General features: G+C 47.3%; 10 protein-coding genes. 8 read left to right on the forward strand and 2 right to left on the reverse strand.

The features are described 5' to 3' along the window. The first annotated feature begins 105 nt into the window (after positions 1-105). From KP814_RS23675 to KP814_RS23705, 7 genes are all read left to right on the forward strand, one after another. A complete protein-coding gene (locus tag KP814_RS23675; protein ID WP_216739088.1) occupies positions 106-900 on the forward strand; it encodes a methyltransferase in 795 nt (264 codons plus the stop codon). Between the two features lie 341 nt (positions 901-1,241). Next, complete coding sequence (locus tag KP814_RS23680; protein ID WP_216739089.1) at positions 1,242-2,063, forward strand: ABC transporter permease; 822 nt, start codon at positions 1,242-1,244, stop codon at positions 2,061-2,063. Then, positions 2,053-3,462, forward strand: a complete 1,410-nt coding sequence (locus tag KP814_RS23685) for an ABC transporter ATP-binding protein (protein WP_216739090.1) — start codon at positions 2,053-2,055, stop codon at positions 3,460-3,462. The genes KP814_RS23680 and KP814_RS23685 overlap by 11 nt, the downstream gene beginning before the upstream one ends. Beyond that, the gene (locus KP814_RS23690) at positions 3,455-8,164 is read left to right on the forward strand and encodes a glycosyltransferase (RefSeq protein WP_216739091.1); all 4,710 of its coding nucleotides are present in this window, start codon (positions 3,455-3,457) and stop codon (positions 8,162-8,164) included. The genes KP814_RS23685 and KP814_RS23690 overlap by 8 nt, the downstream gene beginning before the upstream one ends. Next, on the forward strand, positions 8,161-9,117 hold the full coding sequence (locus KP814_RS23695) for an NAD-dependent epimerase/dehydratase family protein (RefSeq protein WP_216739092.1): 957 nt from the start codon (positions 8,161-8,163) through the stop codon (positions 9,115-9,117). The genes KP814_RS23690 and KP814_RS23695 overlap by 4 nt, the downstream gene beginning before the upstream one ends. Positions 9,118-9,130: 13 nt before the next feature. Then, a complete protein-coding gene (locus KP814_RS23700; RefSeq protein ID WP_216739093.1) occupies positions 9,131-10,075 on the forward strand; it encodes a glycosyltransferase in 945 nt (314 codons plus the stop codon). A 35-nt stretch (positions 10,076-10,110) separates the two neighbouring features. Further along, positions 10,111-11,106 carry a glycosyltransferase family 2 protein gene (locus KP814_RS23705; protein ID WP_216739094.1) on the forward strand — a complete coding sequence of 332 codons (996 nt, stop codon included), beginning with the start codon at positions 10,111-10,113 and terminating at the stop codon, positions 11,104-11,106. 178 nt (positions 11,107-11,284) lie between these two features. Here the strand turns inward: KP814_RS23705 and cmoB are convergent, their stop codons facing one another. Both cmoB and cmoA read right to left on the reverse strand, forming a co-directional pair. Then, on the reverse strand, positions 11,285-12,259 hold the full coding sequence (cmoB, locus tag KP814_RS23710) for a tRNA 5-methoxyuridine(34)/uridine 5-oxyacetic acid(34) synthase CmoB (protein ID WP_216739095.1): 975 nt from the start codon (positions 12,257-12,259) through the stop codon (positions 11,285-11,287). After that, positions 12,256-13,002: a carboxy-S-adenosyl-L-methionine synthase CmoA gene (gene cmoA / locus KP814_RS23715; protein WP_216739096.1), complete on the reverse strand. Its 747-nt coding sequence runs from the start codon at positions 13,000-13,002 to the stop codon at positions 12,256-12,258. Before cmoA ends, cmoB begins: the two co-directional genes overlap by 4 nt. A gap of 224 nt (positions 13,003-13,226) precedes the next feature. Here cmoA and asnS point away from each other — a divergent pair, with 224 nt between their 5' ends. After that, complete coding sequence (asnS, locus tag KP814_RS23720; RefSeq protein ID WP_216739097.1) at positions 13,227-14,624, forward strand: asparagine--tRNA ligase; 1,398 nt, start codon at positions 13,227-13,229, stop codon at positions 14,622-14,624. Positions 14,625-14,725 lie beyond the last annotated feature (101 nt).

Genomic DNA, 14,725 nt, shown 5'->3' on the forward strand with positions numbered 1-14,725 from the left:
GCGACGTTTTTTCGAAGGCTTTTCAATAACCTGTCGAGGGCTTTGTGCGCAGTAGTGGTATTATACGCGTCAACATCAATCTCGATTCAACAGTAAGTTCCCAAAATGCAAGAAGATTCAAAGGGTTCCCCGGGGCACAACTTCGACGAACTGAAAGAGCGCTTTCAGAATAATATTTACGGCACCCCCAAAGGGCGCTTACGACTGGATCTGATCAACGAAGACCTGGATGCCCATTTGGCGGAACAATTGGGAGAGGGCGCCTGGCGAGTTTTAGATATCGGCTGCGGCGCGGCGATGATCAGCGGACGCCTGGCGCAGGCGGGACATCGCCTGACTTTGACCGACCTGTCCGCAGAGATGCTAACGGCGGCCCGCGCCAATCTGGAGTCTCTGGGAGCGGCGCAGGCCTGCGAGGAGTGGCGTGAAGGCGCGATGCAGGAGGTTCTGCCGCAACTCCAGGGGCCCTATGACCTGATAATCGTCCACGCAGTGCTGGAGTGGATGGACGACCCTCGCCCCGCCCTGGAGCAGGCGCTAAGCAAGTTACGCAGTGGCGGCGTGCTGTCCCTGGCTTTCTATAACCGCAATAGCCTGATTTACCGCAATCTGCTGCAGGGCAATTTCCGCAAACTCAAGAAGAACAACTGGAGCCATCGTAAAGGGGGGCTGACGCCACAGAATCCACTTGATCCCGATGAGGTCTACGGCTGGTTGGAGCAGGCGGACATGAGACAGTTATGCAAACGAGGCATACGCACTTTTTACGATTTCATGCAAAAACACATCGCCCGGGAACGCAGCTATGAAGACGTGCTGGAAATGGAGCGCGCCCACTCCCAGAAAGAACCCTACCTCTCCCTGGGCCGGTATATTCATGTGTTGTACCGGAAGGAGTAGACGCATGAAATAGGTCGGGTGCCATCTACGTGGAGTGTTACATGACTTGCCCGCGCGCTCCCAAGGGGAGCTACTGTTTGCACAGCGCTAAAGGGTCGTAAAGCTGGAAATTTTTCCTCTGGTGTATATAATCTCGCCGCATCCGGCAAAATCTCTTGCGTGACTAAATTGCGCGCACTAGTGGAATTAACCAGCAAATGTTTGGTGTAGAGTAAAAGGAAGCCCGTCGAGGCTATTTCTTTAGGAGTCTACCCAGTGCAGCCTTCACACAAAGGGCTTTTGGTGGAAACCGCCTGCAAACTGTGTCCACATGACAACTTATCTGGAAGTTCTTAATTTAAATGCCTCAGTATTCTTCTTCTTTAACAGGGCTGATTCTCTCTATCAGCCGTAATTGGCAACTCATTCGGCAAATGACAAAAAGAGAAGTTATTGGCCGATATCGGGGATCTTTTCTAGGGCTGGCTTGGTCTTTTTTTCACCCAATATTAATGCTGGTTGTCTATACATTTGTATTTTCAGTGATATTCAAAGCCAAGTGGGGGGTTGGAGGTGAAGAAAGTAAATCGCAGTTTGCGATAGTGCTTTTTGTGGGACTTATTGTTCATGGTGTATTTGCTGAAGTCATTAATCGAGCTCCAGGATTGATTCTAGGCAATGTGAACTTTGTTAAGAAGGTGGTTTTTCCTATTGAAATACTGCCAGTGGTTTGTTTATTTGCTGCACTGTTTCATTCATTGATTAGTTTTTTAGTGTTATTGATTGCGTTTGTTATTTTTAATGGGTTTATACATTGGACGGCAATCTTCGTACCTGTAATATTTTTGCCTTTCATTCTTCTTATATTAGGAGGGGCATGGATCTTGGCTTCTATAGGTGTTTTTATTAGAGACGTTGGGCAGACAATTGTTATCATTACTACGGTTTTACTTTTCCTTTCGCCTGTGTTTTTTCCTATTGATGCCTTGCCGGAAAACTATCACTCTTTAATTATGTTGAACCCTCTGACATTTATTATTGAACAGTCAAGAGGCGTTCTTATATGGGGGCATGCGCCAGATTGGGTTGGATTGGGTATCTACTCGCTTGTCTCTGTAATTCTGGCATGGGCCGGATATGCATGGTTCCAAAAGACAAGAAGAGGTTTTTCGGATGTCCTTTAGTGAAAACGAGTCTCCTTGCCGTGATAACACAGCTATTCGAATTCGAAACCTAAGCAAATGTTATCAAATCTATGATTCTCCACGAGATCGACTCAAACAGTTTGTCATTCCGAAGCTAAAACGTTTCAGTAACCAGCCGCCGGCTCGTTATTATCGCGACTTTTGGGCCCTCAGAGATGTTTCATTTGAAATTAAGAGAGGTGAGACTGTAGGGATTGTCGGGCGTAATGGCTCAGGCAAGTCCACGCTTCTGCAAATAATTTGCGGAACACTGTCGCCGACAGAGGGAACAGTTGAGATAAATGGCCGTATTGCTGCGCTCCTGGAATTAGGGGCGGGATTTAATCCGGAATTTACAGGGCGGGAAAACGTTTATCTCAATGCAGCGGTTCTAGGGCTGAGTCAACGCGAAGTCGATGAGCGATTTGATGATATAGCCGCATTTGCCGATATCGGGCAGTTTATAGATCAGCCAGTTAAGACATATTCCAGTGGTATGGTTGTCCGGCTTGCATTTGCTGTCGCAATTAATGTCGACCCGGAAATCCTGGTTATTGACGAAGCGTTGTCTGTTGGCGATGAACTCTTCCAACGAAAATGCTTTTCGCGAATTGAAGCTATCCGCGACAGCGGCGCCACAATTTTATTTGTTTCCCACTCAGGGAGTACGGTTGTGGAGCTGTGCGACAGAGCCATACTTATGGATTCTGGTGAGAGACTTGCGGTTGGCAAACCTAAGCAAATTATAGGGAGCTATCAGAAGCTGCTTTATGCTCCCGTAGATAAACGAGAGAGTATTCGCAGCCAGTTGCTCCAGGCTAGTGAGGTTATGCCTGAACGAGTGAGCGAGGTTGATAGTCTACCTACGGGTACTAATAAGGAGCAAGACGAGGGGGGGCAGCATCTCCAGGAAAACTTTGATCCACATTTGAAGCCTGTTAGTACAATTGAATATGAGTCACGTGGCGCTACGATTGAATCAATCCAGATCTTGACCCTTACTGGGGAGCCCGTAAATGGACTTGTTCGCGGTAAGAAGTATAGATATTGCTATAACGTGAAATTTGATGTCGCCGCTACAAATGTTCGTTTTGGTATGTTGCTTAAAACAATCTCAGGGCTAGAGCTTGGAGGATCAATTTCGGCGCCATCTCTTGCTGAGTCTGTTCCGTTTATTCCACAAGGAAAAGTTGTATCTGTTGAGTTTACCTTTCATTGCTACTTAAACCCGGGCGTTTACTTCATGAATGCTGGAGTGTTAGCGGTTTGTGGTCAAGAGGAAACTTTTTTGCATAGAAAAATAGATGCAATTGCATTTCGTGTATTGCCGGAAACCTCCAGCACTGCAACCGAAATCGTTGATTTTTGCTGCACTCCACTGGTAAGTATTGATGAATGAACTATTCAATAACCTACTCGTATCATGCCCGAATCAAGGAGGCCTTTTCCTAATCCATGAGGGCATTATTCATAAATTGGATAATTTTAGCGCGACGGGATTTGCGCTAACTAGTGAAAGGTTCGCTAGAGGCCTGCAGCCCTCGTCAGTGTTGATTCATAATCACAAGAAACCTGAATCAGAGCCCGATGCTGTCATAGCTGACGACATACACGATGTGTTGATCGTGGACGACTTTATATACTTCGTAGGTACATCCGGTAACGAAATAATTAAGGTTGATGGTGACTCCATAGAAGTAGATAGATGGACCTTTGATGGCGATCTAGATTCGCTTCATATTAACTGCCTTGGGATTTGGGGTGGGCGCATTGTTTTCTCTGCATTTGGAGATTTTAAACAGCACCGCGAATATAAAGGGAAAACCAAAGATGCAGGTTATGTAAAGGACTTACTTAGTGGAAAGGAACTAATCAAAGGACTATCTCAGCCTCATAGCTTGACGCCTTTTGGTGAAAACCTATTGCTGGCGAACTCTGAGAAGAAGGAAGTAGCTGAATATAATAGCGCCGGGGAATTAGTTCGTTCAAAAGTTCTGGGGGGCTATACCCGTGGGGTATGTGTTACTGATGACAAGATATTTGTAGGCTTAAGCGCTTCCAGAAATCTCGAAGATCCTGGGGTCGGGACCGCCACGATTGTCGCTCTTGATAGGATAACGTGGGAGGAGCTGGGGCGCGTAAGTCTGCTAGCCCCAGAAATATATGAGATACAACAGATAAGCAATAAAGACTTGCTGTGTAATGCGCTTGGGAGGGTGGCGTCATACTCATCTGCAACGCTTAGTCAGTCTATTCATGATAGCGAACAGCAAGTATTAACACTTGGACAAAAGTTATCAGAGCTTGAGCAAAAGATATCAGAGCTTGGGCGAAAGATTAGCGAGCGAGATTTGGAGGCTTTGTCGTTTAAGCAGGAAATAGAAGAGCGTGACTCGGAGATAGGTCGCTTAAGCCAAGAGACAACGGCTAAACATGCTGAAATCGAGGCTCTCAGTCAGGCTATTATTGATCGAGATGAAAAGCTTGCTACATTCAGCAACGCTGCTCATGAGCACAAACAAACTATTAGTAACCTACAGCATATCATTACTCAAGTTGAGCATAGGCTGTCTGTATTTGCCGAAAAAGATAAGGGGATTGGAAAAGTGGTTTTGAGTAGACTGGAAAGCCGTAGTAAGTTGCTTTACTGGTATTGGAAGCTGTTACGGTCTCCTCTATTTGACTCTGAATGGTACTTGAAGAATTATCCTGATGTAGAGCAGAAGGGCGTTAATCCTCTTAAACACTACTTGGCGATAGGCTGGAAAGAGAGTCGGCAGCCAGGACCATATTTTGACAGCAAGTATTACCGAGCTCGCTATCCGGATATTGCTGGCTTAGACATGCCACCTCTAGTTCATTATTGGTTGCATGGATGTTCCGAAGGGCGTCACCCCAACTCTTTGTTTGATATGGACTGGAACCGACCTGAGGAGAATATATTACTCTCCTCGGATGAAAAGGCGGATATTCTGGACGGGCAGGCGAGCACTACTAACTCACTTCTAATAAGTGTAATTATTCCAACTTATAACAGAGGTAAGCTCCTGCCCGAAATTATTGCTGCATGGCGCAAAGTAAATGCAGTGACACTGTTCCCATATGAAATTATTTTCTCTGACGATGGCTCATCTGATGGCTCAGTCGAATTTCTCGAGACGGTGAGCGGCTTGCCGCTAAAAGTGCTGCGTAATGCTCATGGAGGGGCCTCAAGTGCGAGAAATGCCGCAATTAGAGCCGCTTCAGGAGATAAATTGCTTATCATCGGAGATGATATCTTCCCTGATCCTCAAATTCTTAATATTCACGCTGAAATATGTGAGCAGCTTGGACCAAAGGTCGCCACACTGGGCGTCGTTGATTGGCATCAAGACCTAAATGTTAATCATCTGATGCATCACATTACAGAAATTGGAAATGAACAGTTCAGTTATAATCGCCTTAAAGATAACGACTTTACTGATTTTAGACACTTTTATACCTGTAATATTTGTGTTGATAGACGTTTTCTTCTTGAAGAAGATGTGATTTTTGATGAGCGATTTGACGAGTATGGTTTTGAAGACATCGAGTTGGGTTATCGGTTGGCGAAACGTGGACTCAAGTTATTTTACACCACTCGAGCGAAAGGCGATCATTATCACCCCTATGTGACATCGAAGTTCTGTAAACGCCAAATTTCAGCAGGGAAAATGGCGGTGGTATTTACAAGAATGCATTCGGGTATTGATACGCTACTGGGGGTTGCATCACTTGAGAAAAAGGCGCGTAAAAATCGCACATCGCAATACTCTCAAGAGACGTGGCAACAGAGATTGGATGCGCTTGTCAGTAGATGTGAGTATTACGAAGAGCTTATTGCAGCCACTCCTGATGATATTTCTATGGGTATTCGGAAATGCTTGAGCACTTTGTATGTGCATTTATTCCGGGCGATGTACGAATATGGGGTTATTCAAAAGCTGGGCGACTACCCTAATTCTTTGGCGATTGCCATGGAGGCGCACTTCCCGGGTGTTGGCTCAGATTATTGGGATAAGCTTGAGAAGAATGCAAAAGAGCCAGATAGCTTGTCTTCGGCCGAGCTTTACAATCTGTGTGAGGCGCTTAATACAAGAAGCGAAAGAGATCTCCACTATGGTTCAAAGCAGCGCCGGTTGTTTGATGAATTAATGCAGGCCCAGCTGCTGTTAGAGTCGCAAGTGACCTTGGTTAGTAAAATGGAGAGAGTCAGGCAATTGGCGTCTCGGGCGGTTTATCATCTTTTGAATAACCCAAAATATTTAGTCCATCGTACAAGGCAGCTAATCAGCGAAAATAAGATGGGCGATAAAACAAATGTCGTTAGTACTGATGTCACTCCTGTCATTAAGGCTATTCCTGCTCTTGTCGTTGACTCGAAATACCCGGAAGCAAAGAGTTTAGTGGCTACTTTCCGGCGCACCTTTGGCGACGCTGTAAAAGTGTATGAGTTGCTGCAGGATGGAATGCTATCTCTTATCGAGGACAGTGGCGCTAGCAGTAATCCTATTGTTCCCTCGGCTGCGGATGCTACAGCATTCTTTTGGCCGACATCTTCATCTTTCACTTTCTGTCCCGATCATTTGTACTCTGCTTATGTGGCGCTTATAGAAAATAGCTTGGATCTATCTATAATTTCTAACTCTCTTACGTTAGAAGGTAGCATCTGTATTGGGAATCTGCGGGATCATATGATCTTCTCACGTGATGTCGCTCATGCTGCTTTTGAAGGCAACCTTAATCAGGTTCCGCTGCGCGGGAAAATACTTCGATTATTACCGGCAAAGGGCAATGCTGTTGAAGTGCGTATAAATGAAGTGCTTGATACTAGCAGTATTGAAGTGGATGCAGATGGTTTCTTTTCCTGTCAGGCGGAACCTTCTCAAGGCTTGATTCGGTACGAGTCTCAGTACTTGTCGTCACGTATAAATACAAAGCCAGTAGTCTTTGTATTCCCCATTTTTTTAGCGGTAGGTGGCGTAGAGCGTAATACCGTTGAGATTATGAGGAAGTTGAACCATCAATTTGACTTTATTGTGATAACGATGGAAAGGTTACGTCCAGAGCAAGGCAGTTTGGCCGCTCAGGCTATGGATGTCGCTGCTCAGGTGATCGAGATGGCTGAGGTTGTGCGTCATGAAGACTATTTGCGGGTCTTGACTCGATTAAAGTCGAGTTTGAAGCCTGAGTTGGTTTGGGTCTGCAATGGCTCACCTTGGTTTTGTGATAATGCCTCTTCTATTCGACGCATATTTCGCGATGTGCCAATCATTGATCAGGAAGTATATGATGTTGAGCAAGGGTGGATTAACCGTTACGGTGAGCCAGGCATCAGATCTTTTGACCACTTTATTGCTGTTAATAAGAAAATAGAGCGGCGCTTCCGTGAAGATTTTGGAATCGACCCAAGGCAGACGCACTTAATTTATTCTGCTGTTGATACTTTACGTATTCAGCAGTTTAAACAATCGCAACCTGATAAGGCTGGGTTGAGGAAGAAGTTTGGACTTCCTCAAGGGAAGAGAATATTTACGTTTGTAGCACGGCTTACGCAACAGAAAAGGCCTCTTGAGTTCTTAAAACTGGCAAAGCTACGTGGTGGCAACCAGGACGAGTATTTTGTGTTGGTCGGCGATGGTGAGCTTGCTGATGAGGCAAATGCATTCATTGAAAAAAATGAACTGGAAAATGTAAAACGAATACCGTATGTCGAAAATACGCTTGAACTTCATGCTGTGACTGACGGAATTATATTTACCTCAGCGTATGAGGGGTTGCCAATAGCGATGATTGAGGCATTGGCAATGGGAGTTCCTGCATTTGCAACAGATGTAGGCGACATCGCAGATGTAGTGAGTGAATACTATGGCGGCGGCGTGATTTCAGTAAATTTGTCAGATATCAATATAAACTCTGAATTTGAAGATTGGCTCAAAAACCATCAGGAATATCAGGTGGAATTGAAGGCTCGAGAACAGGATATACTTGATCGTTTTTCCAGCTCGAATATAGCCAAGCAGTATGTTGAATGCTGGGATAGGGCGATTAGACAATACAAGAAAAAAGGTGTAACAGTATGAATACGCCAAAGGCCTCCCGTGTTTTGATACTCGGAGGTATGGGATTTATTGGCCAGCATCTGACCTTGGCCTGTCGTTCTGCTGGAATGATCGTTAGAGTTGCAGATATGTTTCTGCCTGCTCCAGAAGTGAAGCAAGACGGAGTTGAGTACGTAAATGGAGACTATAAGGACTCAGAATTTCTACAGAGCATGCTTGAAGAGGTAGACTCTGTTGTACATCTTGTTCATGATACAATGATCCTTAACCAAGAGTGCAACATGGATGTTGAGTTTGAGCGTAATGTCAGGCCTGCAATGCATCTTATGGATATGTGCTGCGCGAAGAAAATTAAGAAATTCTTGTTTGTATCTTCTGGCGGTACTGTATATGGAAATCGGCTGAACCATCAGCCTATTGTTGAGAGTTCAACTACAAAACCGATTTCCTTATACGGGACATCAAAGCTAATTATAGAGAACATTGGATTTCTCTATAACATTCAGAAAAATTTACCCTTTATTGTTGCGCGTCCTGGTAATGCGTATGGGCCAGGACAGAAGCCGTTTCGTGGCCAGGGCTTTGTTGCAACTGCATTTGCTTCTGCGCTGAAGGGCGAAGTATTGAATATTTTTGGTGACGGATCGGTTGTTCGAGACTATATACATGCCCGCGATCTAGCTGATGCATTGGTTGCCATACTCCGGTTTGGTAAACTCGGTGAAGCATACAATGTTGGAACATCAAATGGCGTCGCACTGCACACTTTGTTAAATGAATACATAACTCCAATATTAGAAGACGATGGTTATAGTTTGCAGTGTCAATACACTCCTCCTCGAGGAGTGGATGTGCCATACAACGTATTATCGAATGATAAGCTACGTCGAGACACGAGCTTCTCTCCAAGTATTGAGCTCCGTGATGGTTTGCGCGAAACCTTAATATGGTTAAAGAATTTTAATTTAATGTGAGAATGCAATAGCTATGAGCCTTGTATCAGTTGTTATACCCAGCTATAACCATGCCCATTATATTAGGGAGGCGGTGGAAAGCGTTCTCTCTCAGTCTTATGCCAACTTGGAGCTGATTGTCATTGATGATGGTTCCAGCGACGCGTCACTCGACTACCTGCGTAGCGTAAATGACCCTCGATATACATTAATAGAGCAGGAAAATGCGGGCGCTCATAATGCTATTAACAAAGGATTGTCTTTGGCAAAAGGCGACTACCTTGCAATTCTAAACTCTGATGACATCTTTCATAAGGAAAGGCTTTCTGAGTGTGTGGCAAGGCTGCAGCAAGGTGTTGATTTAGTCGCAACATGGATTGAGATAATAGACAACAAAAGTAAGGTGCTTGGTGTTAAAGAAGGGTGGCGGAATATGTTGCCTTGGTCTATTAAGAAGCCGGACGCAAGGCTTATTGGCGCGGATGACTTTAAGTTAAACTTGTTGTTTTCTAACTTTGTGTCTACAACAAGTAATGTGGTTTTTTCCCGCAAAGTATATGAGACAGTCGGTGGTATGCGTAATCTAAGATTCGCACATGACTGGGATTTTTTATTAAGAGTCGCTCTGAAGTTCCGGTGTGAGCTACTGGAAAAGCCTCTTTTGAAGTACAGGATTCACTCTACAAACACTATTTCATCAAATCGTGCTTGGATGCTGTTTGAAATTTGTTGGATCTTTGCTGTTCATCTAAAGGACTTTTCAGGTGAGTTACTATTGCAGTCTACTGATTTGGACCGATTCTCCCATGGTATTGATCTGATGGCTAGCTCAATTAATTTTCAGGGTAATGATAAGGTTTTTTGGATGCTTATGCAGTACATGGCGGCGCATCAGAAAACAGAAAATTTTTCACCGGAAGAAGTGCTGTTGGATCGTGAGGAATTAAGGGCTGAGTTTATTCGCTATATAAATGTATAGGGCGCTTTGTTTACTAATGGATAGACAAAATATTGATGACTGTTACGACCATCATTGTTAATTACAATAGCGGAACCTTACTTTATGAATGTCTTAAACACCTGGAATCGCAGACAGTTCGTTCAGACAAAATAATTGTAGTCGATAATGGTAGCGTAGATGGTTCTCAAAATATTGCAGAGGCATTTTCTAGTGTCGATGTGCTCCTGTTGGACGAAAACCTCGGCTTTGCAGGCGGTAACAATTTAGCGCTATCAGGTGTTGATACAGAGTTTGTTGCATTGCTGAACCCTGATGCTTTCCCTGAACCCGATTGGCTGGAGAGTCTGCTAGTTGCTGCGAGTGAAAATCCTGATGTAGGTGCATTTGGATCGCGCCAGCTTTGTAGTGACGCCAACTTGATACTGGATGGAGTTGGTGATTGTTACCATATCAGTGGATTGGTTTGGCGGGATCGACATGGCGCGAAGCAGCAACCCAATGATCTGGCAACCAGAGAAATTTTTTCACCATGCGCCGCCGCAGCATTGTATCGAAGGAAAGCTTTGCATGAGATAGGTGGGTTTGATGAAGATTATTTCTGCTATGTTGAAGACGTAGATTTGGGGTTTCGTCTGCGCTTGGCCGGTTATAAATCAATATATGTGCCAAGTGCGGTGGTTTATCATGTTGGATCTGCAACTACAGGTGGACAGCGAAGCGATTTCTCTGTTTATCATGGTCACAGAAACTTAGTGTGGACCTTTATAAAAGACATGCCATCTTATTTATTTTGGCTGCTTTTGCCTCTGCATATTTTGATGAACTTGGCGACGGTTTTGTTGTTTGCATTAAGAGGTCAAGGAAGAATTATTCTTAGGGCTAAGTGGGACGCAATAAAAGGGATACCTGTAGCCTTTGGGAAACGAAGGGCAACCCAGTCCAGTCGAGTTGCTAAGGTGGCTGATGTTTGGAGGTCTCTCGATAAGCGCTTACCTATATTAAGTAAGCTCTTCTTCGCTAAGTGTAAAAAGAGAACGATGGCTAAATAAGAGAGAGCCCCGAAGCATTAACTAAGGTATCTCTTTAAGATTTTTGCAATCCACTTTGACATTTAAAAATAGGCCTAACTATAGTTCTCGCTATAGGCCTGTATGTCAAATGACTGCATCCAAGGCGGATACTCAATGGTCTACTGCAGTAACCGCCAAGGGCGTTATTTTCAAAATTTTAAGGCTTCCTGGCCACTAACACCGCGCGGGCCGGGGCGGGGTAGCCTTCGACGGTTTTGCTGAAGTCCTCTGGGTCGAGGAAGTCTTTGAGTGACTGAAAGGTCATCCAGTCTGTCTGGCGTTGTTCTTCCAGTGAGGTGACGCCTTCATCCACAATACGGACGTCTTCGAAGCCGCAACGCTCCAGCCAGCGTTTAGTGGCCAGAGAGCTGCCGATAAACCAGACATTGCGCATCTGCGCGTAGCGGTCCAGCGGGGTCAGGATAGTGTTTTCGTCGCCAGGAATGACCAGTGTTTCCAGCACCAGTTCTCCACCCGGACGCAGGGCCGCTTTCAACTCATCAATATGATCGAACGGCGAGCGGCGATGGTACAGCACGCCCATGGAGAAGACCGTATCAAAGGCGCCCATGTTCGGAGGCAGGTCCTCTGAACGAAGTGGCAGGTAATAAACCGGCGCGGTGGGCGCGTATTTTTTAACGCAGTGGAACTGGAACAGAAACTTGGGCGAAGGGTCCACGCCGAGGACGAACTGCGCGCCTTCACCCAGCATACGCCAGCAGTGGTAGCCGCTGCCGCAGCCAACATCCAGCACAAATCGATCTTTTAGTGGGCTTAAATGCGGGGCGACGCGTGTCCATTTCCAGTCAGAGCGCCACTCTGTGTCGATATGGGCGCCAAAGAAATTGAAGGGGCCTTTGCGCCAGGGATGCAGACCGCGTAGTCCTTTGATCAGCGACTCCCGCGCTTCTGGATCAAGGTCTGCTTCCGCGCCGATCATCAATGTGTCGACGTCGAACTTTATTTGGCTCGCCTGCGCCGCGGGCAGCTGCTGCAAGGCGTTCCACCAGCCTTCATAGTCGCCATGGGTGCGAGAGTAATAGCGCTCATCCAACACGCGTTCGAAGTCGGGGATAAAGCGCTGCAGACGGTTTTTGTCGGCGTGGGCCAGGAAGTCGTCGAAACGGATCATTTTATTGCCAGAAAAGAGACGAAGTTAAAACATTGGAACCATAAGTAAGCCTGGCTGAACCCGGCCCTTTGCAGACGCTCAATATGCGCCTCGATGGTTTCCGGCACCAGGACATTCTCCAGGGCGCTGCGTTTTTGCGCGATTTCCAGATCACTGTAGCCCCGGGCACGTTTGAAGTCATGATGAAGATCGAACAGGGTATGCTGCTTGTCTGCATAGGCGAACTCGATTTTCTCGGACAGCACCATTGCTCCGCCAGACTTCATATTGACTGCGATGCGATGCAGCAGGTCTTCACGTTGCGCCAGAGGAATGAACTGCAACGTGAAGTTCATGACGGCGATGGAGGCGTTTTCAATGGGCGTGCTCTGGATGTCCTGACAGAGTATTTCTGTGGGGATGGCGCTGGGCATGCGCTCCATGTTCACTCGACAACGCTCCACCATGGCGGCGGAGTTGTCGACGCCTATCACCTTGGGCTTGTCCTCGGACGCATTGAAGTGCTCAAGGTTGCTGCGGATGGCGAGGGTGGAGGCGCCCAGGGAGCAGCCCAGGTCGTAGCAATGGGTTCCCGCCTGGGCGTAGCGCCGGGAAATAACGCCGATCATCTCCAGCATCATGGCGTAGCCGGGCACCGAGCGGTTGATCATGTCTGTGAATACGTGCGCCACCCGCTCATCAAATTCGAAGGCGCCGACGGCGCCTTTGGCGTCTTGGTAGATTCGGTCTTTGCTGTCGCTCATTTTCCGCTCGCTCCTGTCAGGGCGCGCATTTTACCGCCCCGGCCCATACAGGGTCCAGTCGCCTGGGTTATTGTAAGCCCTGATGACTGGCGTATAAGGCGCTTAAACCGCAAGAGAACGCTAGACTTTGCGTCTTAACCCATCTTTAATTGGCGGTTGTGCGCCATTGGCCAAAAATTTGAGAAGCATTTATTGAAAAGATAGAGAGGATAGCGGGCAGGTTTATGACTCATTACGCCATTTCAGACTTACTCAAGAACAAAGCGGAGATCGGTAGCGAAGTCACCGTCAAAGGCTGGGTAAGGTCAAGAAGGGACTCCAAGGCGGGCGTCTCTTTTATTCACGTGCATGACGGCTCCTGCTTCGACGCGATTCAGGCGGTTGTAGCCAAGGAGCTGCCGAACTACGACGCTGACATTCTGCGTTTGACCACCGGCTGCTCCCTGATTGTCACCGGAACCCTGGTAGAGTCGCCCGGGCAAGGACAATCCTGTGAAATTCAGGCCACCTCTGTGGAAGTGGTTGGTCTGGTGGACGATCCGGAAACCTATCCGGTCGCCAAGAAAAGACACACCTTTGAATTCCTGCGCGGCGTCGCTCACCTGCGTCCGCGCACTAATGCGTTCGGCGCCGTGACCCGCGTGCGTACGGCTCTGGCTCACGCTGTGCACCATTTCTTCTATGAGCAGGGCTTTCAGTGGATCAATACGCCGATCCTGACCGCCAGCGACTGTGAAGGCGCCGGCGAGCTGTTTCGCGTCAGCACCCTGGATATGGTCAACCTGCCCAAGACGGACAGTGGCAAGATCGACTACAGCAAAGATTTCTTCGGCAAAGAGACGTTCTTGACCGTGTCCGGTCAGCTGAACGTGGAAGCCTACTGTCTGGCGATGTCCAAGGTGTATACCTTCGGCCCTACGTTCCGTGCGGAAAACTCCAACACCAGCCGTCACTTGGCGGAGTTCTGGATGATCGAGCCGGAGATCGCCTTCGCGGATTTGAACGCCGATGCGGATCTGGCGGAGCGCTTCCTCAAGCACATGTTCAAGGTGGTGCTGGACGAGCGCAGCGACGACATGGCGTTCTTCGCCGAGCGCATCAATCCTGAGGTGGTTACTCGCCTGGAGAATATGGTCGACAAGGAATTCGTGCGTATCGACTACTCTGAAGCGATCAAGATTCTGCAGAACTGCGGCAAGAAATTCGAGTATCCGGTGCAGTGGGGTCTGGATCTGCAATCCGAGCATGAGCGCTATCTGGCCGAAACCCATGTGGGCGCGCCAGTGATCGTGATGAACTATCCGAAGGAAATCAAAGCGTTCTACATGCGTCTGAACGACGATGATAAGACCGTTGCGGCGATGGACGTTTTGGCTCCGGGCATCGGCGAAATCATCGGCGGCAGCCAGCGTGAAGACCGTCTGGACGTGCTGGACGCCCGCATCGGCGACATGCACCACAAAGAGGAACTGTGGTGGTATCGCGACCTGCGTCGTTACGGCAGCGTGCCCCACGCGGGCTTTGGTCTGGGCTTCGAGCGCCTGATCGCTTACGTTACCGGCATGGAAAACGTGCGTGATGTCATCCCGTTCCCGAGAACTCCGGACAACGCCCAGTTCTAAGGCGCTGGCTAAGACGTTCATATAGACGTCCCTGCCAACAAAAAAAGGCCCGATACAATCGGGCCTTTTTTATGCTCGAGGCAAACAGGTTATACGCTGTC

This window comes from Hahella sp. HN01 (genome assembly GCF_018986435.1).
GTDB lineage: Bacteria > Pseudomonadota > Gammaproteobacteria > Pseudomonadales > Oleiphilaceae > Hahella.

Bases quoted from the DNA above. Each gene is read 5' to 3' on its own strand.
- KP814_RS23690 (WP_216739091.1), top strand. From the start codon at position 3,455: ATGAATGAACTATTCAATAACCTACTCGTATCATGCCCGAATCAAGGA.
- KP814_RS23675 (WP_216739088.1), top strand. From the start codon at position 106: ATGCAAGAAGATTCAAAGGGTTCCCCGGGGCACAACTTCGACGAACTG.
- KP814_RS23685 (WP_216739090.1), top strand. From the start codon at position 2,053: ATGTCCTTTAGTGAAAACGAGTCTCCTTGCCGTGATAACACAGCTATT.
- KP814_RS23705 (WP_216739094.1), top strand. From the start codon at position 10,111: ATGACTGTTACGACCATCATTGTTAATTACAATAGCGGAACCTTACTT.
- KP814_RS23680 (WP_216739089.1), top strand. From the start codon at position 1,242: ATGCCTCAGTATTCTTCTTCTTTAACAGGGCTGATTCTCTCTATCAGC.
- KP814_RS23700 (WP_216739093.1), top strand. From the start codon at position 9,131: ATGAGCCTTGTATCAGTTGTTATACCCAGCTATAACCATGCCCATTAT.
- cmoA (WP_216739096.1), bottom strand. From the start codon at position 13,002: ATGAGCGACAGCAAAGACCGAATCTACCAAGACGCCAAAGGCGCCGTC.
- asnS (WP_216739097.1), top strand. From the start codon at position 13,227: ATGACTCATTACGCCATTTCAGACTTACTCAAGAACAAAGCGGAGATC.
- KP814_RS23695 (WP_216739092.1), top strand. From the start codon at position 8,161: ATGAATACGCCAAAGGCCTCCCGTGTTTTGATACTCGGAGGTATGGGA.
- cmoB (WP_216739095.1), bottom strand. From the start codon at position 12,259: ATGATCCGTTTCGACGACTTCCTGGCCCACGCCGACAAAAACCGTCTG.